Consider the following 25,509-nt stretch of genomic DNA (forward strand, 5'->3'; position numbering starts at 1 on the left):
TGATCAAGTTTATTCAAAACCCGCCCTGACCGAGTGTGAGCGTTTTAGATATGTGTTTCCCCAGTAGGGGCGGGTTTAGGACTTTCATTATTGCCATTGATGATCAACTTTATTCAAAACCCGCCCTGACCGAGTGGCTCTTGTCCCTAACCCCATAAGCACCTATTTCAACACAATCATTTGATTGGTTTGGGCTGATTGGCAAGCAGCGTCTCCAACCTGAAGCGCATATAAACTGGCTTCACTCGACACATACAGAGACTTTCCATCCACCAGATGATCCAATACCATTTGCGTATCTTGAACAAATAAACCGCGACGCCCTGCTACAGTGATGGGTTGTTCTTCCTCACCGCGAATTAATTTACCTTGATCGCTCTCAAATACCAACGTACCTCGATCACCGTGGACTTCAAACGTCCGCAACCTCTGCCAAAATACGTCTCCTTTACCATAGGTGACGTGGGCAATTAAACCTTTGGCAAACTGTAATTGAGCCGTACATAGACAGGCACTATAATAGTTTGAGTGCTGCCAAAACTGAGCATTACAGCTAACGGTTGCGACGTTGCCAAATAAATTAGTAAATCGATGGATGTGGGGTAATGCGGCTTTAAAGGGAAAGCCAAATAAGTCCCGATGGTATGTCCAACGCTGCGGTGCTGGATGTTTCGGCACAATTGTGACATATCGGGTATAAAAAGGAGTGCCAATCTCTGGTAATGATTGCTGTAAGGCTTGATGTAAGCCGCCTAATAGCTCAATATGTTCCACATGTAGGAGTTTGCGTTGAGCTTGAGCAAGGGCAATTAGGGATTCGGCTTCTGTCGGATCAAGGGAAATCGGATATTCGACAACAACATGCTTCCCTGCGGTTAAAGCCGCCCTGACAATCGCCCCATGATCGCGATTAATTGTACAAACAAAGACTAAATCCACATCCGGATGTGCTACCACTTGTTGCCAAGACTCGACAGCGCTAGTTTGGTGACGTTGTACAAAGTCTTGCACCGTTTCGGGGGTATGCCCACTGACAACCACAAGCTGCGATCGCGCATCCGCCTGTAAGGTTTGCGCCCGCTGGTTGGCAGCGTATCCAGTCCCGACGATACCAGCCCTAATGGGCAGTTGATCAATCATTTGTGAATGAGTCCTCGCTTCAAAATCCCCCTATTCAGCGACTATAAACCAATAGCTTTCTGGTTATTTTACCTTATTTTGCTTTCTCGAAGACTCTTTTTTCAACAAAGCACCAAATCCGAGAGCGACACCTGAACCGAGGATAGTCAAGGGTTCGGGAACTGGTTCGCTAGTGCCTACTTTGATTTGATACGCAAGGTTAGAGCGAGTCGGTTGATCTCCAGTCCAATCGAAGCTGACTGTACCCGTCAGCGTAAACGGTGCTGAGATATCTTCAACCAACACATAGTCTACATCGTCACTATCGTCATCACTTGGAGCAGAAAAGGTATTCAAACTATCAATATTAAGCCGTACATTGCTGTTGGCTGTTTCTTTGGTACGAATATATATCGTATCAATTGGATCGCTAAAAGCTTGGCTGCTTAGTAGTGTTCCACCAACGTTATAGTTGACTGTTGAGCCAGTATACTCCAGTGTGAAATCATAGACTGTACCATTCCCCCAGACAAACTGAGCGGATTGCACAGGAGTCCCAGCTTTATCATTAATCCCTAACTCTCGCTCAGCAGGGTTCAAACTGTTATTACCAATTCGCCCTTCCGCCACGAAGACTTCGGTAAATTCCCCACTATCAATTAACCCATCGAACTGGTCATCGGTAAAGTCAGGTAGACTCGTGACTGTAGCGGCACTGGCAACACCCGAAACGAGAGACAGACCCACAGTGGCTAAACCAACGCCTAAAGCAACTCCAGCCGTTCGGAACGAAAATTTTGAGTAGATGCTATTCATAGTTACACCCCGTATATGTACTTACCTAACAGTATAATTCTCTCAAGAGAGAATTTCTGTGAAGTGTTGATGAAGTAAGATCCAAATCCTAGCGCAAAATCCATAGTTATGTTAAGTCAACAAAAATTGTCAATATTTTTTAAGTAGGGTCGCATTTTCATGCCAGCCAATAAGGAAAAACTGGAGCATTGTCTATAGTTATTCTCAATTAGCTAGACAGATGTTAGCTGAATATCCCAGAATCAACCCAATAGAGGCTGTTGGGAAAAAAAAGCATTAGGAGAGTTGATATCTAAGTAGTTTCTTGCGGTTGAACTTAACTCTAATGGCACTGAAAAGCGTGCATTTTTGGCTCGCCGAAACTCTTGATATAGCGTAGGGTGGGCATTGCCCACCAACATACCAGTCAATACCATTCAACTTAACTCCCCTCGCCCAAACGATATCCCTTCCCGTATACCGTGTGAATCAATGGGGCTTCACCAGGAGCCTCTATTTTTCGGCGTAACAAGCGCACTAAAGCCGCTAAGACATTACTACTAGGTTGTTCTTCATCCTGCCACAACTGCTGATAAATTTCCCTATGAGTCAACAGTTGACCCGAATGACGCATAAAATAGTCCAGAAGCTGAGTTTCTTTTTCTGAGAGTTCAATTAATCGTCCATTGCGATAGGCGAGTTGATTGTCCACATCCAGTTCTAAAGAAGCGACACGCAACCGAACAGGCGCATTGGTTTCCGTCGCCATTGAACGCCGCAGCAAGGCGCGAACCCGAGCCAGTAATTCTCGCAATTCAAAGGGTTTAACTAAATAATCATCCGCCCCTGCATCCAATCCCATCACCCGATCATCAAGGGTGTCTTTAGCCGTAAGGAAGAGAACCGGCGTCGTTTTCCCTTGCGATCGCAACTGTTGACAAAGCTCTAACCCCGACTGATGCGGTAACATCCAATCTAGTATAAGTAAGTCATAGTCGCTTTGCATGGCTAACTGGCGTCCCGACTGTCCCTCATACGCCACATCAACCTCGTATCCCTCGCGTTTCAGGACTCGGCTTAAAGGATCGGTGAGTTCAACTTCATCATCAACCAACAGAATACGCATTATTTGTCATTCGTCATTTGTCATTCGTCAGGAATAACAGGGAATAGGGAATAGGGAATAGGGAATAGGGAATAGGGAATAGGGAACAAGGTAAGGTAGAGTTTTGAGTTAACTTCCCCAGCTTCCCCAGCTTCCCCAGCTCCCCCAGCTTCCCCAGCTTCCCCAGCTTCCCCAGCTTCCCCAGCTTCCCCAGCTTCCCCAGCTCCCCCAGCTTCCCCAGCTTCCCCAGCTCCCCCAGCACCTCTGCTCTCCCAACCGACAACTTTTCCAGCGATACACTATATCATGGTGGATATTGCTGCGCTTAAAGATGCCAATGTCTGTGTCCCGGCTCAATGTAACCGAAGGCTGGCTAGAAGCCAATCAGCAGTATTTGATGGGAGAGATTGCGCGAGTGCGTCAAGCCTTGGAACGCAAGAGTGATCAAATTATGACAGGGATCTCTCTCACCTTAACTAATGGCTTCTATCCCAATGGAAATGGTTCCTACCATCAACCCGACACATCGCTTTCACCGCCTCCCTTGTTAGATCAGCTTTGCCAAATGTTTGGGCTATCCTCATTTGAGCGAGATTTACTGCTGTTATGTGCGGGGATGGAATTTGAAGCCTCTTGGGGGTTGCTCTGCGGCATCGCTCAGAGTAATGAACAAATGAATTATCCCACATTTGCTCTAGCGTTGAATATATTACCCCATGGACATTGGGGAGCGCTGACGCCTGATGCACCGTTGCGCCACTGGCGGTTAATTGACGTGGGTGAAGGGTTTACATTAACCAGTAGTTCGCTACGGATTGATGAGCGGATTTTGCATTACCTGCGCGGCGTGCAATATATCGATGAGCGCTTGGCGAGTATGGAGGAACCGATGCCTTTACCGGGTATTTTGGTATCCTCTCATCAGCAAAGTGTGCAACAAATTGCTACAACCTGGTTACAGGTGGGCGAGGGTACATTTCCGGTGGTGCAGCTATGTGGAGAAGATGTTACCAGTAAACGGGCGATCGCACGAGCCGTATGCGATCATCTAGGGATTAATCTCCATGCCCTTTCTGCTGAATCTTTACCCACAAATACCAGTCAACTGAATATCGTTAAGACTCTCTATGAACGGGAATGGGCATTAAGTAGCACGGTTCTAATGCTCAACTGTGATCATCTCGAAACCAATGATCCAGCCAGAGAAAGCGCGATCGCCCGTTTCCTCGAAAGCCTGAACACACCCTTAATTGTCACCAGTCGCGATCGACGCCGCCAACGCCAGCGCCCAATTATTACCATTGATGTCCATCATCCCACCAGTGATGAGCAGCGTTTAATTTGGCAAAACGCTTTAGCCGATAAAGCCGCAAAACTTGAGCCTTCAATCAATCTATTAGTCTCTACATTTAACCTCAGCGCCCCCAATATTCATACCGCTTGCTTAACCATCAAAGGAATGGATAGTGAGACGCCCGAAGAAGATGAACAACCTATACAACCTATAGACGAAGAAAGCTACAACCCATCTGCCCTTCCACCCTTTACCACTAAATTGTGGGACGTTTGCTGTATTCAAGCCCGTCCCCGCATGGAAGAATTAGCCCAACGAATTGACACAGCCGCCACTTGGGACGATTTAATTTTGCCGGACAGAGAACGCACTGTCTTGGCAGAAATTGTCACCCATGTGCGCCACCGGATGAAGGTCTATGAAAGTTGGGGATTTGCTGGAAAAAGTCGCCGGGGGCTGGGAATTAGCGCTTTATTTGCTGGTGCCAGTGGAACCGGGAAAACCATGGCAGCCGAGGTGATCGGCAAAGAGTTACGATTAGATGTTTATCGGATCGACCTCAGTTCCGTTATTAGTAAATATATTGGAGAAACTGAGAAGAACTTACGCCGGGTTTTTGATGCCGCAGAAGGAGGCGGATCAATCCTGTTATTCGATGAAGCAGACGCATTATTTGGTAAGCGTTCTGAAGTCAAAGACTCTCATGATCGCCATGCCAACATTGAGGTCAGTTATCTGTTGCAGCGCATGGAATCCTATCGAGGGTTGGCGATTTTAACCAGCAATATTAAAAGTGCCTTAGACCAAGCCTTTCTGCGCCGGATTCGCTTTATTGCTCAATTTCCTTTCCCCAACGCGGAGCAACGCCAAGAAATTTGGAAACGGATCTTTCCGAAACAGACACCAACCGAAAAGCTCGATTATCGGAAATTGGCAAAATTGAATGTGGCAGGGGGTAATATTCGCAGTATTGCCATGAATGCAGCGTTTCTAGCGGCAGATGCTGGGGAAGCCGTGCAGATGAAACATATTTTGCAAGCCACTAAGAGCGAATATGTGAAACTAGAGCGACCTTTAACCGATGTGGAAATCAGGGGATGGGTTAAATAAGAGGTTTAGGGATTGTCACAATTCATGTAGAGACGTGTCATGGCATGTCTGCCAATTTTATGTAGGGGCGGGTTTAGGGACAATTGTAGGGGCGGGTTTAGGGACAATTGTAGGGGCGGGTTTAGGGACAATTGTAGGGGCGGGTTTAGGGAATCAATTCAGATATCCACCAATAACGGAACAACAAAACCCGCCCTCCCCACCAATAACGGAACAACAAAACCCGCCCTCCCCACCAATAACGGAACAACAAAACCCGCCCTCCCCACCGATAACGGAACAACAAAACCCGCCCTTCCCTAGGATTGCTATCGGAGGATGTCACAGGAAATTGCTAGCCTAGAACCATTAATACTCAACAATCTATCCCAGAAGGTCAAGCCATGAGTAACCGGGAAACCCGAAAACTTGTCCACCAGGAAACCCAAACCCTTGCCCGTGAAGTCAAAACCCAGGCTACCATTTTAGGCGGACTCGTCGCGGCGATGTGGGGTTTGGAACTCATTGATTTAGTTATTTTCCAAGGCGCACTCGACAGTTATGGTATCTTACCCCGAACAATTATTGGGTTAAGGGGTATTCTATTTGCCCCATTTCTCCATGGTGGTTTACCTCACCTGATTGCTAATACGGTTCCCTTTCTCACCCTCGGCTGGTTTGTCATGTTACAAGAAACCAGCGACTTTTTTATTGTCACCGCCATCACGATGGTTGTTAGTGGTTTAGGGGTTTGGCTGATTGGTTCTCCCGGTGTTCACATTGGCGCTAGCGGTCTAGTTTTTGGCTATCTGGGTTTTCTGCTATTGCGTGGCTATTTTCAACGCAATATTCCCTCGATTTTACTTTCCCTTCTCGTCGGATTTCTCTATGGAGGCGCAATTTGGGGGATTTTACCAACGGTTCCTGGTGTATCCTGGGAAGGACATTTATTTGGGTTTATTGGTGGAATTATTGCTGCACGCCTGTTATCTCAGCGTAAGGGATGAGGAATGGGGAAGCATGTAGAGACGCGCCATGGCGCGTCTGGAAGATGAGGGAGATGGGGGAATTAATTCAACACTTGATCGGGGCGGGTTTAGTTACCTTTGGGTTAAGTAAGAAACGATAATAGTGAAACCCGCCCCTACACACCGCCCTCGAAGGTTGTAAAGGGTCAATATGTTCCCAATTATTAATGGCAAAACAAAAATTTCCTTATTTGGTTGGTTCTAAATGGACAGCCACACAACAAACCTGGGGTTGGCGACATTTTCAAGTTGTCAATCGCAAAAATCAGGGTCAATGGGTTTTTGCCGAAATGGTGGCATCCTGTGACCCGACTGTTCGCTTTTGGCTGAATGCTAAACAGCTTAAATATCGCGATCTCTGGCAACCGGGGTGGCAGTCTTTACAAGAAATGAAGGAAATGGAAGAGGATGAATTATAAAGTGAGGGGTTGGCTGGAGGAAAAAAACCGTTCAATGAATACTCAATAGGATATAAATATCCCGATCCTATAAAAATAGTGTTGCTCAGGTAAGGTCTTATGAAAAATCATTCGTCAAAGTTAATTATTGCTTTAGCTTTCATCATTTTTCCGTTGAGTTGTGCTGCTTCTACCAGTGGTAGAATTTGCCAGTATAATCCTGATTCTGGAAAACCTAATCCTTTGGGAATGAGGTCATATATTACCATTACAGAAGACGAGGGAAGTACGATTGTTACTTATGAACAGTTCCCCTCAAATGTTGATGAAAATGTTACTCTGACAACGAAACGGGAACTCACGTTTCATGATACTCCCTTGGACACAGCGCGGGTTATTCTCCTGCAAAACAAAAATTACTATTCTGAGTTAGTTGGGTATGATGACCCCGAAGGATTTGCCCCTGTTAATGAAGTACTAACCTGTGAGTCAAACTGATGGGAGGTTACGTTTGAATATCTAAAGGAAAAATGAGCGTAGTCTAAGGCTCTAATTGTAGGGGCGGGTTTAGCCACTGTAGGGGCGGGTTTAGCCACTAAAACTAGCTTGTTACCAATAGCTGAACAACAAAACCCGCCCTTGCTGGTTACCAATAGCTGAACAACAAAACCCGCCCTTATTTACAAGGCTAAGATGTATAAATAAGTCAATATAATCACATGAAAAGGTTATTAATTACAGGTGTTAGTGGATTTTTGGGTTGGCATACTTGCCAGTTGTCAAAACGAGAATGGAATGTCTATGGAACTTGCCTTTCTAAATCTGTCAATAGTTCAGATATAAACATACTAAAAGTTGATTTAACTCATTTTCAGGAAGTTAAGCAGATTTTCCAAACTATTAAACCTGACGCGGTTATTCATACGGCGGCTCAATCGAATCCTAATTTTTGTCAGGTACATCCCCAGGAAACGGAGACAATAAATGTTACAGCCTCTGGGGATATCGCGGGACTTTGTGCGGATTATGGCATTCCTTGCATATTTACATCTACTGACCTGGTATTTAATGGTTTAAATCCACCCTATCGGGAAACTGATCCGGTTTCACCAATTAGTTATTATGGCGAGCAAAAAGTTAGGGCTGAGACTCTGATGTTGACCCGTTATCCTCGGACAGCAATTTGTCGAATGCCTTTAATGTTTGGTCAGGCTACACCAACGGCGAACAGCTTTATCCAGCCATTTATTGAAACGTTACGAGCAGGAAAAGAGTTAAGGTTATTTATTGATGAATTTCGCACACCTGTGAGTGGAACCACCGCAGCGAAAGGCTTATTGTTAGCCCTGGAGCAGGTTCAAGGATATCTGCATCTGGGCGGAAAAGAGCGGATATCACGCTATGAATTTGGTCGTCTCCTGGTTGATGTGTTACGATTACCCAAGACTGGATTAGACACTTGTCACCAAGCTGATGTAGAAATGCCTGCGCCAAGACCTCCAGATGTTTCCTTGGATAGTTCCAAGGCGTTTGCGTTAGGATATAATCCTCTATCCTTGCGAGAAGAATTAGAGGCATTGTGGGGAAACAAGAAATTCTAAGTATCTAATTTATTTTCAATAGACTGTAGGGGAGCAAACCTTGCACCCCCGACGATGCACCCTATAAAACCCAGAAATTACATTAGGATGATTAGTTTACCTTATTCTTCTTTCTCGAATGCTCTTGCTTGAGTCCAACTCCAAAGCCTAATGCGGCGGCTGAACCAAGGATTGTCAGGGGTTCAGGAACAGAAGGAAGTTTAGTTATTTTGTAGGAAACAGAATCACTGAAGTCTCCATTGATCAAAGTTGCTCCTCCAGTTACCATGCCACCAATTTCTTGCGGAAGTGGCAGTATGTCAAATAGAGTGAGACTCTGAGAAGACGTGCTGAACAGCATATCGGTTTGGGAACCATTGGTAACAAATTCCCCTTGAACAAATTGGATATTTCCCAAGTTTAGAGCAACCGACTCAATTGCATCCATTGAATCGTTGGTGGTGAAGTCACCTATATCTACGTTGTTTATTGTTGTTGAACCCCCCAGTGCTGGTGATACAACGTCTATACCATTGATTCGTAGATCATATTTCATTGAAGCGGCTGTAGCCGGGGATACATTGACCATCGTTACGGTAGCGGCAGTGGTAGCAACTGTGAATGCAGCCAGCCACGGTGAGTAGCTAAATTTCATAAATTGGAAACCCTGTAGTAAGTGAAACAACTGTGACAATTAAATGACTAATAAAGGAATGTTTCCTCTATCTTTAGAAGTATTTATAAAACTATACTTATTTGTCTTTGTCAAGTCAATCTCATTGATTATTCTTTATGCTTTATATAAGTTAAGTGATAATTTTAACAATACACAGATTTTGTATTGCACGTTACATTTTATAGCTATAACTAAAACTAGCAATTATATGCCAGAAACAGGATGTATGATTGGGTGTCTAGGTATTTATTCAGTGAGAGGATAAAGTCATAATTTCTACGGGAATTCGCAAGATAATCTTAGCGAAGTGAGATAAGCCGAACTTAAATTTAAGCGATCGCGGCAACTCTTGCCAGGAAACTGGGACAAAGCCAAAGCGCCTGTAGAACTGGGCTAAGCGCGTCCCCAAGCATTCCAGATAAAGGGGGTGGCTGGCTTGGCTAATCAGATGCTGCGTCAGCAGGGTTCCCAAACCGCGATCGCGCCACTCTGGGGCGACAACTAAACTCCCTAACTCCTGGGCGTCAGCAAACTGGCGTAACTGCCCACATGCTACCACCTGTCCCTGACATTCAATCACCCAGAACTGTTGCCATCGTAACTGCGTCGGATCAAGTTTTGCCCCCAGTACCAATCGGAAAATCGCGCCCCGATCCCCAGAATCGGCGCGTCGGAGGGTACAGTTGGCGGGTAGAGAAGGCTGACTCGTATGCATATAGGATGATTTATTGGGTGCGATCGCTGATTTTAATGGTTCGAGAGTACCCGAAACCTGATACATTTACCGAGTATCGGCTCTTCAAATTTATGGATTGACTATGAAAGTCTTGGTTATTGGTGGCGATGGTTATTGTGGGTGGGCAACCGCCCTGCATCTATCCAAAAAAGGATACGACGTCGGGATTATGGATAACCTGGTGCGCCGTCACTGGGATATGAAACTGGGTGTAGAAACCCTGACGCCAATTGCACCGATTCAACAACGTATCCAGCGTTGGCAGGATCTGACGGGTAAATCCATTGACTTGTTCGTCGGGGATATTACCGACTACGATTTCCTGATTAAATCCTTGCATCAGTTTGAACCGGAGGCAATTGTTCACTTTGGCGAACAACGATCTGCCCCATTCTCGATGATTGATCGCGAACATGCGGTACTGACTCAGGTGAATAATGTCGTAGGGACATTAAATATTCTCTACGCCATGCGACAAGACTTCCCTGATTGCCATTTGGTCAAACTGGGGACGATGGGTGAATATGGCACGCCGAATATCGATATCGAAGAAGGCTATATCACCATCGAACATAATGGGCGCAAAGATACCTTACCCTATCCCAAACAACCCGGTAGCTTCTACCACCTCAGCAAAGTCCACGATAGCCATAATATCCACTTTGCTTGCAAGATTTGGGGACTAAGGGCAACGGATTTGAATCAGGGCGTCGTCTACGGTGTCTTAACCGAAGAAACCGGAATGGATGAGATGCTGATTAACCGCCTCGACTACGATGGCGTTTTCGGTACTGCCTTAAACCGTTTCTGTATCCAGGCGGCGGTGGGTCATCCCTTAACGGTATACGGTAAAGGGGGACAAACCCGGGGCTTCTTAGATATTCGGGATACCGTGCGTTGTGTCGAACTGGCGATCGCGAATCCGGCTGATCCGGGTCAATTCCGCGTATTTAACCAGTTCACGGAAATGTTCAGTGTGGGCGACTTAGCCGTGATGGTGAAAAATGCTGGAACCCATTTGGATATCGATGTGGATATTAAGCACCTGGATAACCCACGAGTTGAGTTAGAACAGCACTATTTCTACGCCAAAAATACTTGCCTATTAAGTTTAGGACTCCAACCCCATTACCTATCGGATTCCCTGATTGATTCCTTACTCAACTTTGCCAGCAAGTACAAGCACCGTGTAGATGAAAAACAAATCTTACCTAAGGTGTCTTGGCGGCGCTAACTCTCTCGACCATCGGTTCAGGATTCAGGGGTAGGGAAGATATAAAATATCAAGAAAAATGGGGGTTCCGGTGATGGATGTTCCTATTTTTTCAACCCAGCTCAGTCTAGAACAGTTCACACTGATCACTGAACCGATGGTTTCAATCATCTGCTGTATGTTCCGAGAGCTTGTCATCACAATGATAAAATCGGCAATTCTGCTCGTGTTTGTAGTCTTACCCGGTTTCGCTGTCTCTGCTATCAGTGCTTATTATCTTGTGCCAGAATGGGTAGAATTAGAGCGTCACCATGCTTATTACCAGAAGTTGTCTCAATCTCCGTCCTCAACAATGCGGGATTTATCCATTGCCCAAGCCGCAGAAAATAGACATCGAATTAACTGTTTTGCTGAAGGTGTGGGCGTTTTACTAGGGGGAATTATCGCCGCCATTGGTATTCATGGACTCTGTACCTTACCGCCAAAAAACGCTGAAGATCCTTAGTTGTTCTAACTGTCGCCATCAAGGTGAGGATGAATAGTACTGAAATTTTGGCTGGTGGGTTTCGACTTCGCTCAACCCACCCTACGGTATATAAGGATTTCGGCGATCCAAAAACGTTGATTTTAGTGCCATTGAGGTTAGGACAGATATAATGGCTGAGACCCTATATCCAGTAACAACCCTCCTACCTTCTGCCTCCTGCCTTCTACCGTTTGCAATACCACTCCGCACACAGTCACACGATCATGCGAATTGCCTTATTCACTGAAACCTTTTTGCCCAAAGTTGATGGAATTGTCACGCGACTGCGGCACACGGTTGATCATTTACAACGCAATGGTGACCAGGTTCTGGTAATCTGTCCAGATGGTGGACTCACAGAACACAAAGGTGCCAAAATTTATGGCGTTTCCGCTTTTCCATTACCTTTATATCCCGAACTGAAACTGGCATTACCTCGACCCGCGATTGGTATGGCGTTAGCTGAATTTAAGCCGGATGTAATTCATGTGGTGAATCCGGCGGTATTAGGGTTAGGAGGACTCTATTATGCTAAAGCGATGCAAATTCCTTTAATCGCGTCCTATCATACTCATTTACCCCAGTATCTTCAGCATTATGGGTTAGGGATGTTAGAACCGGTGATGTGGGAATTAATTAAGGCAAATCACAACCAAGCCCAGCTTAATTTATGTACCTCGACGGCGATGGTTGAGGAATTGAGAGGGCGAGGGATTGAACGATTGGATTTGTGGCAACGGGGGGTGGATACAGAGACATTTCGTCCCAGTTTGGCGTCTGAGGACATGCGATCGCACTTGTCTCAAGGACACCCGGAAAGTCCCTTGCTGCTGTATGTGGGGCGGTTGTCGGCGGAAAAGGAAATTGACCGGATTAAACCCGTTCTGGAATCCATTCCCGGTGCGCGTTTGGCATTAGTGGGCGATGGACCCCATCGCAGCGCCCTAGAAAAACATTTTGCCGGAACTCCTACCCATTTTGTCGGGTATCTGACGGGTGAACCGTTAGGATCTGCCTTTGCGTCAGCGGATGCGTTTATTTTCCCCTCCCGTACCGAAACCTTGGGATTAGTGCTACTCGAAGCAATGGCGGCGGGGTGTCCAGTTGTTGCGGCGCGTTCAGGTGGGATTCCCGATATTGTCACCGATGGGGTGAATGGCTATCTGTTTGACCCCAGGGATGAACAAGGCGCGATCGCGGCGACTCAACGTCTGTTTCAGGAACAAACCGAACGGGAAACCTTACGCCAAAACGCTAGGGCGGAAGCGGAACGCTGGAGTTGGTCAGCCGCAACCCGTCAGTTACAACAGTATTATCAGGGCGTCGTATCAGCGCGATCGCTCTTACCTGTGGCTTAATTTAGGATATTCATTAGGGCACGATATTCATTAGGGCACGATATTCATTAGGGCACGATAATATCGTACCCCTACCCCATCAATATCAATGATCCCTAAACTGTTGTAGGGGCGACCCGCTTGCATTAATTAACAATTCCATTCCATTCAAGTTGCTCGGGTCGCCCTTTCCTCAGCGTTAAGATATTGGAGCCTTAGCGCGTCCCGGTGAAATCAAATTCACCGAAGGATTACCCAAAACGCGATCGGGTAAAATCATGCGGCGGTTGTTGCGATCGCTCGCTGCGGGTCAAGAGGTAACAGGCGATACTTCGACCTTAGAAGATCGTAGCGTCCTCGACAAATTACGGGGTGGCGCTTAATGCGGAGAAGCTTGTAGAGACGTAGCATGCTACGTCTGGGAGCAGGTGAGATTGTAGCTGATCAATGTAGGTAGGGGCGCAAGCCTTGCGCCCCTACTCAGGTTCTGCATCAAACCTATTCGCTTAAGCGATCGCCTTCTACAATGAAAGCATCAGACCAAATTCGAGGAGAAAGTCATGGCAGCAGAACGAGAATTTGATGATGCTCTACATGAAGCTGGCTTAGAGGCGGCTAAGGTACTGAAAGAGTTTCTCAAGAATCCACCAGAAGGAAACGCTGAAAACGACGCTAACATGGTCAAAGTAAAAGTTGCGCTTCAGGTATTGGCGATCGCCAATGATCTACCCACTCCCCCATTTTTTATCGATTCAAGCAATCAAGCTTAAAATAGCCGGAAAATCAGTTCCGACAATCACAATCAATTGATAGACGTTTCGGCGAAACGTCTCTACCTTCTCCCGCCACACTTCGCAGGCGTGAATATCGCGGCGGGAGTTGTATAGCACTACGCACTCTAGTTAGGACAAATGAAGAAAAATTCAAATCCTTCAATCCCTTGATGAGTAAGCGTTTTTATTCACTATTGCCCATTGCCTATTGCCTAGCGCGTAGCGCTATACAATCTAGCTTTGGCGACTTTTTCGATAGGGAATTTCAGAGTCAGTCAGGTTGGATTGGATAGGTTCGTAGTAACGGCAAGACTGACAAGGACCCTCTGGATTAACCGCACAACGCACAAGTTCAGAATTCGCATTATATTCACAACTCGCATCGCCCAGCACCCAGCGCCCATCAACCAAACTTTTCTCCGTCGGACGTGAAGCCGATTGGACGTATAGGGCAATTTTATGTAAACGATAACGCCCAGATTTTAGAAGATAGCGATGGCGACGCTCTAAAACAGCATAGGTTTGACCGTTATAGTCAAGATAATTACCCGGCTGGGGAGTCCAATCTAATCGGATATTACCCAGACTCTGACGCGATTGCGTCAGGATTAGCTCTGCGGGAAGAGAATCTGGCTCCATAGTGAGTGATAGGTGTGATGATGACTACACTTGGATGGTATCGCAATCATTGTTGTCATTCGTCATTCGTCATTCGTCATTTGTCATTCATCCTTTGTTGACTCCCCCATCTTCCCATCTCCCCATCTCCCCATCTCCCCCAACTCCCCCACGCCTCCCCTGGGGTGTGGGGTCTGACCCATATCCCTCAAATGGTTAGGATAGTTCATATTGGATAAAAGTGTTGATTCAATGCAACGGTCAGGAAACTCAGTAAATCCAAGGCGGTAGGGGTTTCAGTTTTCAACACCTCGGCTTACCTCGACTTCGCTTGGTAACACGCTCGGTTTTGACGCTGAATTGCGACAGACTTAATTGCCGCGAAGTCAAAACGTCAATCGGAGGTTCTGTCGGACTGCTGTCTATGTAAGGGGACTTGTTTCCTCCCCATACATAAATGACAGAGGATTCCATTCGTCCCCTCACCAACCCAGATTTTCGATGAAAATTTCAGTGAGACTTATACCTGGTGCGCTATCTGATTTATTCGCTCAAGCTAGCAGTTCTGGTAATAGGTAAAATCGAGGGAGGGTATTGCCCCTTGCCCCTCTCTGTTATCATTAATCGCTTTATTTCTACTTAGGGACTTGCGGCTTAATAATATACCAATCAAGCTTGGCTGAGTTGATGAATACAGCTTTCCTCACTGGTACTTTATTTTTACGCAGCTCCCTTAGCCCAGAGAAGCGCCATTACTCATATTCGGTTGGGTGAAATTCGATCAAGGACAGGTTTTGTGGATTGGTTATCGGTTACAAACTCTCTGGAGCGCGTCAATCCGCCCCGACAATAGTGTGACTTCACTCTTTTAGAATGGACAGAAAAAGAAGGTACAGAGTTAGATTATTGACAAGTTGCTACGTGGCGGCTTGATTCGATTCCTTTCGGTTTAGTTGATAGTTATTTTCTACGACTTCCTATTTGCCACGTCTCTTTTCTTTAAGCCGATTCAACTTAATCAGGAGTCTTGGGGAATAGTATTTTGACCTTCCAATAATCTTAGATAGGAATAGGGTACAGATAGGGGCCAAGTAATTGTAGCCACAACGAAACAAACTCCACAGCTCAGTCTATCGTCTTCCGATAACGTATTATCTTCTTTTAAACAGGTAAACCACTTGTTTAACAAGCGCACCGCTACGACTAAGTAAAGACTAACTGAGCTAACTAGCATGATATGCAACATGAGAAACTTACCTTCAAGAATTGTTTTTTCAGCGCTAACGGCTGGTTAAGTCCTTCGCTTTTTATCTAGTATACTGAACGAATTGCTTCCCAAAAGCCTATACTACCTATATTTACACAATCTTCACTGTCGCATTTTTTCCTTAACTGTATCTTAATAAAGGGAGTTGTTATCCGTCGCCGTTTTGTGATACTCAGGTGAACGGAGTCTGGCAGTACGTGTCAAGTAGAGAAATGCAGTTGGCGATCGCACCCAAATGAGCCACCTCATAGCCATGGGTGTTTTGTGTCGGGAAACTCAAGCAGGCGGCGCGGGCAACATGACCCAACTTCATGGCAATAGACGCATCGCTGCCAAACCCACTAATTGTGGCAAGCTGTAAAGGAACACCAATCCCATTCGCCGCCTGTCGCAGTTCCCAGTTGAGTCCCTCATCGTAAATCCCGTAGCCATCCTGAGACAACAGCACAGGTGCTTCCCCATCTTCAATTGGGTATTCTGAGGAAAGAGGGCAGATTTCTAGGGCGATTAAAGCATCAAGCGAGTGATTTTGGCTAAAATACAACGCGCCAATTGCGCCAACTTCTTCCTTCGCCGACGCCACTAAATAGGTATCTACAACCGGAGTTTTCACCTGTTCTGCGAGGCTCAACAGAATCGCCACAGACGCTTTATTATCCAAAGTATAACTGGCAATGTAATCCTTGAGGCGTATGGGTCGCTTGCGGTGTTTACCCACAACCATGCGCGTTCCGGGGCGCACCCCAGCGGCGACAAGTTCAGCCAGAGTACATTTCGTTTCCACCCAAGCCTCTTCCCAACGTAGGGGAGCGGTTTCTTGTTGAGCTTTTTGGGGCGATTCATGGGAAACATGACGTGATCCAAACGAAAGAATGCCACTCAAGGTTTGATTATCACCCAATAAATCGACAACTCCTTCCCCATACACCCAAGGAAATGAGCCGCCGAGTTTGCGGACTTGTACTCGTCCCAGTTCGTCTATCGATTTAACAATACCGCCAATTTCATCTTTATGAGCGGTAATCGCAATCGATCGCTCAGAGGTTTGACCCGGAATTTTAGCAATAATATTCCCAGCTCGATCCTGCCACGATTCAACGCCTAAGCCTTGCAATCGACTGATCAGAAGTTGATCAATTTCCCGTTCTGCACCACTAGGAGAATGATGCAGCACTAACTCTTCAATAGTATTAAATAAATGGTCGTAATTTGAGGACGGCATGAATGCGATAAAGTCACGCAATAAAGGCGAATACTACTGATCTAAGCTAGCTTCATTCGTAGTTGCGCTTGTAGTTGCGCTTGTAGTTGCGCTTGTAGTTGCGCTTTAGCGCCATAAACACCTCAGCGCTGACTATAAATCTATGGATGTATTACATCGATTCATAAAACGCTTACGTCAGTGCTATTCAGCTCAAATCAACCAACACGATAACATACTCGTTCTATATCGGCAATAACAAATAATTCAACATTTAAAGCAAGAGACGTTATTGATACCAGACACAAAATTCCCATCCCTGTAGGGGCGGGTTTAGGGATTAATCTTTCTAGCGTGTGATAATTGAACAGGCAAAACCCGCCCTTCCTATCCCCTAACTTATCAGACGAATCAGATTAGGCGTGAGAATCGTCCTGGTTAAGGTTCAGTGGTTGTCGCCTGGAAAAAGGATTGCGCCTCAAACCCTAACCCCTGTGCCAAAACCGAGTTAGGAAATTGCCGAATCGTTTGATTGTACTGTTGTACCGCCTGATTATAACGCATCCGTTCTACCGCAAGGCGATTTTCTGTCCCGGTTATTTCATACTGAAGGTTCGTAAATAATTGACTCGATTGTAACTGAGAGTTATTGGCAGCATAGTCTTGGAAACGGTTAATTGCTTCATTCACTTCTTCGACAGCCGCCGCTTTTTTCTCTGGGGTATCCGCTTGTAAATAAGCCTGACGAGATTGCTGCAACAAAGACACAATTTCTTTTTCGTGTTCGCTGTAAGCTTGAGTGACTCGAACTAAATTAGGAATCAAATCAGCCCGCCGTTGAAGTTGATTTTCCACTTGCGCCCATTTAGCCTGAACCACAGAAGCATGGCGGGAAAATGAGTTATATGTCCCGATACTCCAAATCGCACTAACAGCCAGAATACTTGCACCAATTGTCGCTAGAATTTGGCGTTGTTTTTGACGCCGATTTTGCCGCGATCGCACCTCTTGAATTGCCTGTTGAATAAACTCTCCTGGAATCTGGGCTTCTGTACCCGCTTGTATGAGTTCGGAGGCGGAGTAAGCTTGGCTATGATTCGCATAATTGCGAGAGGCTAATTCTAAAACCTCTGACGTCATTGACTCAGGAATTCTCTTATCTAAATTATTCATTGTTTTACTTCCTTTTCATGGAATTTAAAGAAATTACCAACTCCCTCCAGCACCACCACCACCACTAGAACCACCACCGAAGCTACCACTGGAACCACTGCTACCACTACTCCCACTGGAACCTGTGCTGCCACTGTAACTACCATAACTGCCACTGTAGCTACTACTGGAAGAACGGCTACTACTTGAACTGCCACTAGAACTACGACTTGAACGGATTATTATTGCCTTTTCTTGGGAATAATCACAACATTTGCACTCGTCAATAATGAAGCGTTGACTTAAGCTATATGGCATCATTGCTTCTCTACGAGTTACGGTTAATTCTTGACAGTGAGGACATTTTTGATAAGATTGAGAATCTAAAACATAAGCCCGGATGTGAATTAACCGTAAAAGCATTTTTTTGCTACAGTGACGACAGTGCCAACCTTCAAATCTAACACTACCCAACTCTTGAGCAACTTTCTCAGGTTTGGTGAGCTGAGATGCAACTAAAGTTGACTTGACTTTTCTCAAGGACAAATGACAAGAGTTACACCGCAAAGACGGATCAGAATAGTATCGTTCCATGAATCGGGGAGAAAGAGGAATAGCAATAATTGCTCCTGAAATTAATGCTGAACTGATAATAACCCCCACTTGTCCAAATAAGTATCCCATTAAATAACCTATAATACTCTGGACAAAAAACACAAGGAAAAGAAAAATAAAAGGAATTAAAATCAGACCCCCTAGAATAACCGACCAGAAACCTGTTACTATTGCGAATATAATGAAGATAATGATTGTTGATCGATTAGTAGTCTTGTAGCGCGAGTGAAGCTTCTTAATTGCCAGTTTTAATAGCTTACATCCAATAGCTAAAGAGGTGACAATTATTCCAATTAAGACTCCAATATTTGCTAGAGGGGTAATCGCAACAGAAAATAGTACCAGAGCAAAAGTAGCAGAAAACGTGACCAGATAAGCGAAAATATAAGCTTTACGTTCAGGTGTATATCCTTGTTGTACTCGCGATCGCCCTGTTGGTGTAAGATAAATTGGATTACTGATTTTCTTGAACTGACGGTATCCTATCCAGGACAATAGTATACCGACCACACCCATTAACGCAATCCTGCCACGATGAGTAGCACTTAGAGATATCTCAGCTAGGGATATATCAGTAGGATTGGCTGAAAAAGAATGAGTGTTTTTATCTTGTAAAATCTTCACTAGCGCTTTCGTTCCCGCTAATACACCACCATCAAAGTCACCTTGTTTGAATCGGGGTGTAATCTTATCTTCAATAATCTGTCCAACCTGAGCATCCGGTAAAATTGGCTCAACTCCATAACCCGTTTCAATTTCAACGCGACGATCGCCAACTGACACCAAAAATAGTACACCATTATCTTCACCGATTTTGCCAATTCCCCAATAATTAAATAACTCTGTTGTAAATGCTTTTGGCGAAGCCAATGGTGCTGTTTCTGGCACAGTAACTACGGCGACTTCTATCCCCTTTTGTGCTTCTAACTCAGAAATCATTTGATTAAGTTGAGTTTCTGTAGAATCACTAAGGATATTTGCCATATCCGTCACCCAAGTGCCATTAACTTGTTGCGGATTGGGAACATCCTGTACAGTTAAGGCATAACTCAAATAAGGAAATAGGCAAAGCGCTAGACAAAATAGACTTGCCACAATTAGGCGTTGCAGTTTGGAAACTTTCATGGTTTAATTCTCCAATTAAACACAAGGTAAAATACATCATAAAAAAGAGTCTTAAAGGATGTCCGTGGAAATCGAGCCACTGTCTGATTTACCAACTCCCTCCAGCACCACCGCCGTCACTAGAACCACCGCCAAAGCTACCACTAGAACCGCTGCTACCGCTGGAACATGTGCTGCCACTGTAATTGCCATAACTGCCACTGTAGCTACTACTAGAAGAATGGCTATCTCTTGAACGCCTGCTAGGAGGAGTCGGCAAACATGGAATTGTTTCTGTTTGCTCTTGGTGATAATCACAACATTGACAATCGCTAATAATCAGACATTTACCCATACTATTTGTTGTTGCTCGCGTCACCATATTTTTAGTACGAGTTATCGTCAATTCTTGACAGGAAATACATTTATAAAAATTCTTGTAATTTTCTACATAAGTGCGAATGTGAACACCCAGACAATTCGGACATTGCCAACCCTTCAGTTGAATACTACCTATCGTTTCTGCCACTTTTTGAGGACGAGTGAGGTGGGATTGCAAATCGTCAGTACCGATGAGTTGCATGGGATATTTACAGTCAGCACAATGCATAGGTCGGTGGTTGAAGTCGGAATTCAAGTTTTGGGATACTCGCGATCGCGCATTGGGTTTGAGGAAGATAGCATTGGCTGATGGCGTTAAGCCGGGAATCGCTTCTTTAACTTGTTCCTGGTAATCACAACAGTGACACTCTTTATCAACCAATTGTTCACCCTTTTGATTCCAAGTAGGTACTCTCAGCACCTTTTCAATCTTGCGAGTGACAGTTAATTCCTGACAAGTGGGACATTTGTCAAAGTCTGATGAGTCGGAGACATAAGCAAAAATATGCACACCAAGCCCAGTTAACTGAGGATGACACCGAGGACATTGCCAACCTTTAAATCGAATACTACCGATGTCTTGCGCCACTTTTTCCGGTTGAGTGAGCTTAGAGTCTAGTGCGATCGCATCAAGTCGTTCCAATTGCTGCTGACAATCGGCACAGTGTAAAGAGCGATCGCGATGGAGACGTGCTTGAGTGCGGGTTTTTCCTTCCGGTTTTACCAATATTCGACGCTTTATTCCCGAATGGTTTCTAGTCGCTATGAGTAGAATAATTGGCAAACTAGACAACAATAATAGGACACATACGATAACTAACCAACTGATTAAAGAGGATTTGTTTTCAACCGAATATCGAGTATTGTGGCTAGTCGAGTCAGTATGGGCTTGAGGGGTTTGAGAAGGAGAAGTTGATTCAGCGCTTAGTACAGAATTTGTCGAATTTATTTCACCTCCCAACTGCACAACTAATGCTTGGGTTCCAGCTAATGTTCCTTCGTCAAAGTCACCTTGCTTAAACGGCGGAGTAATTTTAGTGTTGATAATTTTGGCAACCTGAGCATCGGGTAAAATGGCTTCAATACCATATCCGGTTTCAATCTCGACGCGGCGATCACCCGTGGAAATCAAAAACAGTACCCCGTTGTCCTGATCAGCTTTACCAATTCCCCAGTGATTGAACAACTTAGTGGTGAAAGCTTTAGGTGATGGCAACGGAGAGGTTTCAGGTAAAGTCACCACCGCAATTTCTGTGCCATTTTTCGCTTCTAACTGGGAAATTATCTGATTGAGTTTGCTTTCAGTATCCTGACTGAGAATATCTGCCATATCCGTTACCCAAGTACCATTTAGCTGCTGAGGATTAGGAACCTCTTCAACGGTTAAGGCTTGGGCAGAAAGAGGAAAGAGAAGCGTTAGACAGAATAAAACTCCCAAAATAATTGGTTTAATTTTAAGTAGAAACTGTTTCATCTTTCTAATATTCAATAAGAAATGTGAGAAACTTAATCACGATTACCAATCTCCACCTGCACCGCCGCCGTCACTATCACCCCCGTCAAAATCGCTGCGGTATTCATTCCCTTTAGAAATCACCACCGCAACCGCCACCACCACTAGAACCACCACCGAAGCTACCACTGGAACCACTGCTACCACTACTCCCACTGGAACCTGTGCTGCCACTGTAACTGCCATAACTACCACTGTAGCTACTACTCGAAGAACGACTACTCGAAGAAGTGCTGCTATAAACAGGGCGTAAACGTGGGATTGTTTCTGCTTTCTCTTGGTGATAATCACAGCAGTGACAATCGCTAATAATCAGCCATTTACCCGTGCTATTTGTTGTTGCTTGCTTCACCATCTTTTTAGTACGAGTTACTGTTAATTCTTGACAGTGAGGACATTGATAAAACTTACTGGAAACCGCCACATAAGTGCGAATGTGAATACCCAGACAATTCGGACATTGCCAACCCTTCAATTGGATACTGCCTATCGTTTGTGCCACTTTTTGGGGACGAGTGAGGTGGGATTGCCAATCATTATTACCTATTAGTCGCATGGGATATTGACAATCGGTACAATGTTTGGGTTGGTTGAAGTCAGAACTCAAACTTCGGGACACTCGCGATCGCTCATTGGGTTTGAGGAAGATAGCATTGGCTGGTGGCGTTAAGCCGGGAATCGCTTCTTTAACTTGTTCCTGGTAATCACAACAGTGACAATCTTTATGCACTACTTGTTCACCCTCTTGGTTCCAAGTGGGTTCTTTCAGTATGGTTTCAAGCTTGCGAGTTTTAACCAATTGACTCCAGACGATGTATCCGAATTTGATGGCTGAACAGACGGTGAAGGATTGCGACGAATTGGGTCAGTATTCGTTTGAGGTGTTGGCAATTCGGTTGACTCTGGAGTAATGGATTGTTTTTGAGGGTTAGCTGGTATCGGATTAACTGCACCGCCTAATTGCACAACCAATGCTTGGGTTCCGGCTAATGTCCCTGCGTCAAAGTTTCCTTGCTTAAAGAACGGAGTAATTTGAGCTTCGATAATCTTGCCAACCTGAGCATCGGGTAAAATTGGTTCAATACCGTATCCAGTTTCAATCTCGACGCGGCGATCACCCGTGGAAATCAAAAACAGTACACCGTTGTCCTCATCAGCTTTACCAATTCCCCAGTGATTAAATAATTCAGTGGTAAAGGCTTTAGGTGATGCGGCTGCAGATGTCTCAAGTACAGTCACCACCGCAATTTCTGTGCCATTTTCAGTTTCTAATTCAGAAATTATTTGATTCAGTTTATTTTCGGTATCCTCACTGAGAATTTCTGCCATATCCGTTACCCAAGTGCCATTCACCTGCTGTGGATTGGGAACCTCTTCAATGGTTAAGGCGTGGACAGAAAGAGGTGAGAAAACAGTTATACAGAATGGAATTATCCAAATAACCTGTTTGATTTGACCTGCAAAGCATTTCATAAATTCAATCTCCGATAAAAATTGCTAAAAACCTGACGCTGTTTGAGTTTGACGATAAAACTTTCAACATTGTCACTTGGTTTAGCTATTTCTTACTCGGAGTTAAGTCCTGCTTTTTATGCAAGATATCAATTGTTGTCAAATTTATTCATAGACTGACGACAACAATGCCAAATCTGAGTCATTTGAGATCTTGCCGTACAGGGAATAAACTCCAAGTAATCTAACGTTGTCCAAAATCCAAGTAAATAATAAGGCTTTGTCGGCAAATCGCTACTAAGAATGAAGCATTTGTATCTAAAATTTGAAAAACTTCATAACGATTACCAATCTCCACCTGCACCGCCGCCGTCACTATCACCCCCGCCAAAATCGCTACTACTGCTACTATCGCTACTGCTACTGCAATCATCACTACTGCTATACCAAATAGCACTGCTAGAACTACTGTTATCCCAGCTACTATCATTTTGCCAGTCACTACTGCCACTCGAAGAAGAACGGTTACTATTCTTGCGAAAACGACTGTGGGAACGCTTACCCCTTGATTGACGTGTAGACTGGTAAATTATGACAATTGGTAGTCCCACGAGTAACAATAACACTATCAATCCTATCCAGGTGGATATATTAGCCTGAGATACTTGGATCGAAGACTGGGAATTAGTCGCGATGATGCGATCAAATTTAGGCGTCTGGGAAAAGTTAATCGGACTAATTTCACTCTGTATGTTGTCCATGATAACCTCTAATAAACTATGACCTGCTGGCTATTGATTGAAAACTGGAGAGGTTTCGAGTCTGGATGTTGATGCAAATGTCGATGTCGTTTTGTTCAGATTGTAATGACAACAAATTTGAGTAGAGGGCGACCCAACCTAATTGAATGGAATGGAGTATTTAATTAATGCAAGCGGGTCGCCCCTACAGTCCAGGCTACGGGTGTTTCGGATTATCAATAAGGAGCGATCGCACTCAAGGGAGGCTGCTTAGAAATCACCGCCAGCGCCACCACCGCCACTGTCTCCGCCACCAAAACTACCACCACCGGAATCGCCACCACCACTGTAGCCACCGCCACCATAGTCACCGCCACCGTAATCACCGCCCGTGTAACCGCCGCCTGTGTAACTACTACTTGAAGAACGGCGACGCGAGGAACGACGACTCGAAGAACTGCCATTACTATTGGCGACTAGAAAAATCACGACCGTTGGCACACCTAATAGTACGAGTAATGCCAGTAAAGCTTCTCCAGAGGATTTATATATCTTAGATTGGGACTCTAAAGACGTAGTATGACTAGCGACTTCAGTATTCATTTTAGCCGTCGGCAAATCGGAATTAATCGGATTGATTTGGTTGTCGGTGTCTTTACTAACAATCGCTGCCATTTCTGTGGCAAAACCGCTATTCACGGGTTGCGACTTGGTAACGTTTTCAACTGTTAATGCTTGTGCCGCAATGGGTGAAAAAACTGTGAGGCAAAATGGAACTGTCCAAAGTATCTGTTTGAGTTTAGGGGCAAAAGATTTCATGATTTCAATCTCCGAAAAAACTTGATGTTGATTGGGTTATGTGAGAACGCTGTAAATTCTTGAACCTGCGTCGTCTGTCTCTTACTCGCTATTAAGTCTTGGCTTTTATGCGAGAGGTTGATTGTTGTAATATTTCTTTACAACTTGATAGTGTCGATTAACTAACTTAAGGGTTGGTAGAAAGTGATGCGATCGCTGATGGCGAAGACAGCGCCACTACAAACCCAGCTAAGGGAGTGTATCTTAGACTCAAGAGTTTGTAGTCAGCGCTTGACTTATGGCACGCTTGGTGTAACTACGAACCAATATTGATTCCGTTTAGAAACCACCACCGCCACCGCCACCGCCACTGGAACCGCCGCCAAAGCCGCCACCACTGGAACCACCGCCACCGCTGCAACCGCCGCCGCCACTGGAACCGCCACCGCCAAAGCCGCCACCACTGTAGCCACTGTAGCCACTACTTGAAGAACGACGACTACTAGAACGATAACCGCTAGAACTGCTATCACTATTTAGGGCTAGAATAAGCACTCCGACGGGTATGCCCAATAGTATAAGTATTGCCAGCAAAGCCTCGTTAGAGGATTTATAAATACTGTCTTGTTGCTCAAAAGATGTAGTATCACTCGCGACTACAGTACTCGTTTCAGTAACCAAGGCTTTTGTTTCGTTGAATGTGGTTTCTTCAACAGTTAGGGCTTGGGCAGCCAGAGGGGAGAAAATGGTTAAACAAACTGGAACTGTCCAAATCATCTGTTTGAGTTGACGTGCCAAAGGTTTCATGGTTTTAATCTCCGATAAACTGTTGATGTTGATGAGGTTATGGGGGAAAACTGTATTTTTTTGAAGTTGAGTGATTTGTCTGTTATTCATGGTTAACTCCTTAGTTGTCTACAAAAGGTCAATTTGAGGAATGATGTTTCACACATTTAGCAAGCATCTGTTATCGACTGAATGTGGTCAAAATCTGTAATG

The 25,509-nt window shown here is 45.0% G+C and carries 27 protein-coding genes and 1 pseudogene; 11 read left to right on the plus strand and 17 right to left on the minus strand.

Annotation, left to right across the window (positions count from 1 at the left end; all coding sequences use genetic code 11):
* Positions 1–162: 162 nt before the first annotated feature.
* The 3 genes from RIB93_RS05245 to rppA form a co-directional block, all read right to left on the minus strand.
* Positions 163–1,140, minus strand: a complete 978-nt coding sequence (locus RIB93_RS05245; protein ID WP_446370975.1) for a Gfo/Idh/MocA family protein — start codon at positions 1,138–1,140, stop codon at positions 163–165.
* Between the two features lie 63 nt (positions 1,141–1,203).
* Complete coding sequence (locus RIB93_RS05250) at positions 1,204–1,935, minus strand: PEP-CTERM sorting domain-containing protein (RefSeq protein ID WP_446370977.1); 732 nt, start codon at positions 1,933–1,935, stop codon at positions 1,204–1,206.
* A gap of 421 nt (positions 1,936–2,356) precedes the next feature.
* Positions 2,357–3,040: a two-component system response regulator RppA gene (rppA, locus tag RIB93_RS05255; RefSeq protein WP_446370979.1), complete on the minus strand. Its 684-nt coding sequence runs from the start codon at positions 3,038–3,040 to the stop codon at positions 2,357–2,359.
* A gap of 316 nt (positions 3,041–3,356) precedes the next feature.
* On the opposite strand from rppA, the gene RIB93_RS05260 reads away from it, so the two are divergent.
* The 6 genes from RIB93_RS05260 (at position 3,357) to RIB93_RS05285 (ending at position 8,429) form a co-directional block, all read left to right on the plus strand.
* Positions 3,357–5,423, plus strand: a complete 2,067-nt coding sequence (locus RIB93_RS05260) for an ATP-binding protein (protein ID WP_446370981.1) — start codon at positions 3,357–3,359, stop codon at positions 5,421–5,423.
* Between the two features lie 34 nt (positions 5,424–5,457).
* The gene (locus RIB93_RS05265; protein ID WP_446370983.1) at positions 5,458–5,766 is read left to right on the plus strand and encodes a hypothetical protein; all 309 of its coding nucleotides are present in this window, start codon (positions 5,458–5,460) and stop codon (positions 5,764–5,766) included.
* A 40-nt stretch (positions 5,767–5,806) separates the two neighbouring features.
* Positions 5,807–6,409 carry a rhomboid family intramembrane serine protease gene (locus RIB93_RS05270; protein WP_446370985.1) on the plus strand — a complete coding sequence of 201 codons (603 nt, stop codon included), beginning with the start codon at positions 5,807–5,809 and terminating at the stop codon, positions 6,407–6,409.
* A 188-nt stretch (positions 6,410–6,597) separates the two neighbouring features.
* On the plus strand, positions 6,598–6,849 hold the full coding sequence (locus RIB93_RS05275) for a TIGR02450 family Trp-rich protein (RefSeq protein WP_446370987.1): 252 nt from the start codon (positions 6,598–6,600) through the stop codon (positions 6,847–6,849).
* 99 nt (positions 6,850–6,948) lie between these two features.
* Positions 6,949–7,326, plus strand: coding sequence for a hypothetical protein (locus RIB93_RS05280; RefSeq protein ID WP_446370989.1), 378 nt, complete (start codon positions 6,949–6,951; stop codon positions 7,324–7,326).
* Between the two features lie 221 nt (positions 7,327–7,547).
* Positions 7,548–8,429, plus strand: coding sequence for an SDR family oxidoreductase (locus RIB93_RS05285; RefSeq protein ID WP_446370991.1), 882 nt, complete (start codon positions 7,548–7,550; stop codon positions 8,427–8,429).
* A gap of 91 nt (positions 8,430–8,520) precedes the next feature.
* Here the strand turns inward: RIB93_RS05285 and RIB93_RS05290 are convergent, their stop codons facing one another.
* Positions 8,521–9,063 carry a PEP-CTERM sorting domain-containing protein gene (locus tag RIB93_RS05290; protein ID WP_446370993.1) on the minus strand — a complete coding sequence of 181 codons (543 nt, stop codon included), beginning with the start codon at positions 9,061–9,063 and terminating at the stop codon, positions 8,521–8,523.
* A 271-nt stretch (positions 9,064–9,334) separates the two neighbouring features.
* Positions 9,335–9,799, minus strand: coding sequence for a GNAT family N-acetyltransferase (locus RIB93_RS05295; RefSeq protein ID WP_446371142.1), 465 nt, complete (start codon positions 9,797–9,799; stop codon positions 9,335–9,337).
* Between the two features lie 103 nt (positions 9,800–9,902).
* Between RIB93_RS05295 and RIB93_RS05300 the strand changes: the two genes are divergently transcribed.
* The 5 genes and pseudogenes from RIB93_RS05300 to RIB93_RS05320 all read left to right on the plus strand — a co-directional run bounded on the left by RIB93_RS05300 (position 9,903) and on the right by RIB93_RS05320 (position 13,666).
* Positions 9,903–11,054, plus strand: coding sequence for a UDP-sulfoquinovose synthase (locus tag RIB93_RS05300; RefSeq protein WP_446370995.1), 1,152 nt, complete (start codon positions 9,903–9,905; stop codon positions 11,052–11,054).
* Positions 11,055–11,127: 73 nt separating this feature from the next.
* Entirely contained in the window at positions 11,128–11,538 is a 411-nt protein-coding gene (locus RIB93_RS05305) for a hypothetical protein (RefSeq protein ID WP_446370997.1), read from the plus strand.
* Positions 11,539–11,783: 245 nt separating this feature from the next.
* Complete coding sequence (locus tag RIB93_RS05310; protein ID WP_446370999.1) at positions 11,784–12,917, plus strand: glycosyltransferase family 4 protein; 1,134 nt, start codon at positions 11,784–11,786, stop codon at positions 12,915–12,917.
* Between the two features lie 182 nt (positions 12,918–13,099).
* Positions 13,100–13,279: pseudogene (locus RIB93_RS05315) on the plus strand (hypothetical protein); the annotation flags it as partial.
* A 177-nt stretch (positions 13,280–13,456) separates the two neighbouring features.
* Entirely contained in the window at positions 13,457–13,666 is a 210-nt protein-coding gene (locus RIB93_RS05320) for a hypothetical protein (protein ID WP_446371001.1), read from the plus strand.
* Here the strand turns inward: RIB93_RS05320 and RIB93_RS05325 are convergent.
* From RIB93_RS05325 to RIB93_RS05380, 12 genes are all read right to left on the minus strand, one after another.
* Entirely contained in the window at positions 13,649–13,786 is a 138-nt protein-coding gene (locus tag RIB93_RS05325) for a hypothetical protein (RefSeq protein WP_446371003.1), read from the minus strand. The two genes, RIB93_RS05320 and RIB93_RS05325, sit on opposite strands and share 18 nt — an antisense overlap.
* 117 nt (positions 13,787–13,903) lie before the next feature.
* A complete protein-coding gene (locus RIB93_RS05330; RefSeq protein WP_446371005.1) occupies positions 13,904–14,308 on the minus strand; it encodes a DUF6464 family protein in 405 nt (134 codons plus the stop codon).
* A gap of 997 nt (positions 14,309–15,305) precedes the next feature.
* Positions 15,306–15,521 (minus strand): hypothetical protein, encoded by a 216-nt coding sequence (locus RIB93_RS05335; RefSeq protein ID WP_446371007.1) that lies wholly within the window; start codon positions 15,519–15,521, stop codon positions 15,306–15,308.
* 205 nt (positions 15,522–15,726) lie between these two features.
* A complete protein-coding gene (locus RIB93_RS05340) occupies positions 15,727–16,776 on the minus strand; it encodes a M42 family metallopeptidase (RefSeq protein ID WP_446371009.1) in 1,050 nt (349 codons plus the stop codon).
* Between the two features lie 417 nt (positions 16,777–17,193).
* Positions 17,194–17,928 carry a LemA family protein gene (locus tag RIB93_RS05345; protein WP_446371011.1) on the minus strand — a complete coding sequence of 245 codons (735 nt, stop codon included), beginning with the start codon at positions 17,926–17,928 and terminating at the stop codon, positions 17,194–17,196.
* Positions 17,929–17,961: 33 nt separating this feature from the next.
* Positions 17,962–19,647, minus strand: coding sequence for a TPM domain-containing protein (locus RIB93_RS05350; RefSeq protein WP_446371013.1), 1,686 nt, complete (start codon positions 19,645–19,647; stop codon positions 17,962–17,964).
* 88 nt (positions 19,648–19,735) lie between these two features.
* Positions 19,736–21,481 (minus strand): TPM domain-containing protein, encoded by a 1,746-nt coding sequence (locus tag RIB93_RS05355; RefSeq protein ID WP_446371015.1) that lies wholly within the window; start codon positions 21,479–21,481, stop codon positions 19,736–19,738.
* 112 nt (positions 21,482–21,593) lie between these two features.
* Positions 21,594–22,319, minus strand: coding sequence for a hypothetical protein (locus tag RIB93_RS05360; RefSeq protein ID WP_446371017.1), 726 nt, complete (start codon positions 22,317–22,319; stop codon positions 21,594–21,596).
* Positions 22,286–22,993, minus strand: coding sequence for a TPM domain-containing protein (locus RIB93_RS05365; protein ID WP_446371019.1), 708 nt, complete (start codon positions 22,991–22,993; stop codon positions 22,286–22,288). Before RIB93_RS05365 ends, RIB93_RS05360 begins: the two co-directional genes overlap by 34 nt.
* Before the next feature lie 323 nt (positions 22,994–23,316).
* Positions 23,317–23,733, minus strand: coding sequence for a hypothetical protein (locus RIB93_RS05370; RefSeq protein ID WP_446371021.1), 417 nt, complete (start codon positions 23,731–23,733; stop codon positions 23,317–23,319).
* 249 nt (positions 23,734–23,982) lie between these two features.
* Complete coding sequence (locus RIB93_RS05375) at positions 23,983–24,531, minus strand: hypothetical protein (protein ID WP_446371023.1); 549 nt, start codon at positions 24,529–24,531, stop codon at positions 23,983–23,985.
* A 318-nt stretch (positions 24,532–24,849) separates the two neighbouring features.
* Positions 24,850–25,407 carry a hypothetical protein gene (locus RIB93_RS05380; protein ID WP_446371025.1) on the minus strand — a complete coding sequence of 186 codons (558 nt, stop codon included), beginning with the start codon at positions 25,405–25,407 and terminating at the stop codon, positions 24,850–24,852.
* Positions 25,408–25,509: the final 102 nt, after the last annotated feature.

Origin of the sequence: Coleofasciculus sp. D1-CHI-01, from assembly GCF_040218875.1 — a bacterium.
Taxonomy (GTDB): Bacteria; Cyanobacteriota; Cyanobacteriia; order Cyanobacteriales; family Coleofasciculaceae; genus Coleofasciculus.

Bases quoted from the DNA above. Each gene is read 5' to 3' on its own strand.
- RIB93_RS05330 (WP_446371005.1), bottom strand. From the start codon at position 14,308: ATGGAGCCAGATTCTCTTCCCGCAGAGCTAATCCTGACGCAATCGCGT.
- RIB93_RS05375 (WP_446371023.1), bottom strand. From the start codon at position 24,531: ATGAAATCTTTTGCCCCTAAACTCAAACAGATACTTTGGACAGTTCCA.
- RIB93_RS05275 (WP_446370987.1), top strand. From the start codon at position 6,598: ATGGCAAAACAAAAATTTCCTTATTTGGTTGGTTCTAAATGGACAGCC.
- RIB93_RS05290 (WP_446370993.1), bottom strand. From the start codon at position 9,063: ATGAAATTTAGCTACTCACCGTGGCTGGCTGCATTCACAGTTGCTACC.
- RIB93_RS05345 (WP_446371011.1), bottom strand. From the start codon at position 17,928: ATGAATAATTTAGATAAGAGAATTCCTGAGTCAATGACGTCAGAGGTT.
- RIB93_RS05245 (WP_446370975.1), bottom strand. From the start codon at position 1,140: ATGATTGATCAACTGCCCATTAGGGCTGGTATCGTCGGGACTGGATAC.
- RIB93_RS05365 (WP_446371019.1), bottom strand. From the start codon at position 22,993: ATGAAATGCTTTGCAGGTCAAATCAAACAGGTTATTTGGATAATTCCA.
- RIB93_RS05340 (WP_446371009.1), bottom strand. From the start codon at position 16,776: ATGCCGTCCTCAAATTACGACCATTTATTTAATACTATTGAAGAGTTA.
- RIB93_RS05300 (WP_446370995.1), top strand. From the start codon at position 9,903: ATGAAAGTCTTGGTTATTGGTGGCGATGGTTATTGTGGGTGGGCAACC.
- RIB93_RS05335 (WP_446371007.1), bottom strand. From the start codon at position 15,521: ATGCTAGTTAGCTCAGTTAGTCTTTACTTAGTCGTAGCGGTGCGCTTG.
- RIB93_RS05310 (WP_446370999.1), top strand. From the start codon at position 11,784: ATGCGAATTGCCTTATTCACTGAAACCTTTTTGCCCAAAGTTGATGGA.
- RIB93_RS05370 (WP_446371021.1), bottom strand. From the start codon at position 23,733: ATGGACAACATACAGAGTGAAATTAGTCCGATTAACTTTTCCCAGACG.
- RIB93_RS05280 (WP_446370989.1), top strand. From the start codon at position 6,949: ATGAAAAATCATTCGTCAAAGTTAATTATTGCTTTAGCTTTCATCATT.
- rppA (WP_446370979.1), bottom strand. From the start codon at position 3,040: ATGCGTATTCTGTTGGTTGATGATGAAGTTGAACTCACCGATCCTTTA.
- RIB93_RS05260 (WP_446370981.1), top strand. From the start codon at position 3,357: ATGTCTGTGTCCCGGCTCAATGTAACCGAAGGCTGGCTAGAAGCCAAT.
- RIB93_RS05285 (WP_446370991.1), top strand. From the start codon at position 7,548: ATGAAAAGGTTATTAATTACAGGTGTTAGTGGATTTTTGGGTTGGCAT.
- RIB93_RS05350 (WP_446371013.1), bottom strand. From the start codon at position 19,647: ATGAAAGTTTCCAAACTGCAACGCCTAATTGTGGCAAGTCTATTTTGT.
- RIB93_RS05355 (WP_446371015.1), bottom strand. From the start codon at position 21,481: ATGAAACAGTTTCTACTTAAAATTAAACCAATTATTTTGGGAGTTTTA.
- RIB93_RS05320 (WP_446371001.1), top strand. From the start codon at position 13,457: ATGGCAGCAGAACGAGAATTTGATGATGCTCTACATGAAGCTGGCTTA.
- RIB93_RS05305 (WP_446370997.1), top strand. From the start codon at position 11,128: ATGGATGTTCCTATTTTTTCAACCCAGCTCAGTCTAGAACAGTTCACA.
- RIB93_RS05295 (WP_446371142.1), bottom strand. From the start codon at position 9,799: ATGCATACGAGTCAGCCTTCTCTACCCGCCAACTGTACCCTCCGACGC.
- RIB93_RS05380 (WP_446371025.1), bottom strand. From the start codon at position 25,407: ATGAATAACAGACAAATCACTCAACTTCAAAAAAATACAGTTTTCCCC.
- RIB93_RS05270 (WP_446370985.1), top strand. From the start codon at position 5,807: ATGAGTAACCGGGAAACCCGAAAACTTGTCCACCAGGAAACCCAAACC.
- RIB93_RS05250 (WP_446370977.1), bottom strand. From the start codon at position 1,935: ATGAATAGCATCTACTCAAAATTTTCGTTCCGAACGGCTGGAGTTGCT.